Source organism: Neoroseomonas lacus, from assembly GCF_014644535.1.
GTDB classification, from domain to species: domain Bacteria; phylum Pseudomonadota; class Alphaproteobacteria; order Acetobacterales; family Acetobacteraceae; genus Neoroseomonas; species Neoroseomonas lacus.
Window position 1 is genome coordinate 1 of sequence record NZ_BMKW01000067.1, and the last position, 669, is coordinate 669.

Annotated in this window: 1 pseudogene; it reads right to left on the reverse strand. The window is 64.7% G+C overall.

From position 1 onward, the window contains the following. A pseudogene (locus tag IEY36_RS30440) lies at positions 1 to 607 on the reverse strand (IS3 family transposase); the annotation flags it as partial. Positions 608 to 669 lie beyond the last annotated feature (62 nt).

Genomic DNA, 669 nt, shown 5'->3' on the forward strand with positions numbered 1-669 from the left:
CTCACCGATGTCCTTGGGCAGGCCGCGGCGGCGCGGTCGTGCCCGAAGTGCCTGCTGGCGCATCAGCCGTTCAATCTTGTGCAGCCCACGGGAGAAGCCCTCGGCCAGCACGTCGCGCCACACCCGCCTGGCGCCATAGGTGCGGCCGCTGGCCAGGAAGCTCGCCCTGATCTGAGGCGCGATCGCCTCATCGGTTTTGGAATGCTGGCTGCGCGGCCGGGTCAGCCAGGCGTGAAAGCCCGAGCGCGAGACCTCCAGTGTTGAGCAGAGCCAGACCACCGGCCAGATCGAACGATGCGCCGCGATGAAGGCGAACTTCATATCGCATCGCTGGCGAAGCACGCCGCGGCCGTTTTTAGGATGTCACGCTCCGCCTTGAGCTTGGCGATCTCCCGACGAAGACGGTCGATCTCCTGCTGCTCAGTTTCATCTGCCCGTGGCCGGGGAAGGCATGTGCCTGGTCGGATGCCAAATCGCGCATCCAGCGGCGCAACACGCACTCCGCCACCTCCAGGTCCCGTGACGCCTGCGCCACTGCGACACCGCGATCACGGACCAGTTTCACCGCCTCAGCTTTAAACTCCCGACTGAATACCCGTCGCTGCATGGGGACGTTCGATAGGGTTGGAAAACCTTATCTCCGTGTCCACCAAACCGGCAGCAGGCCAG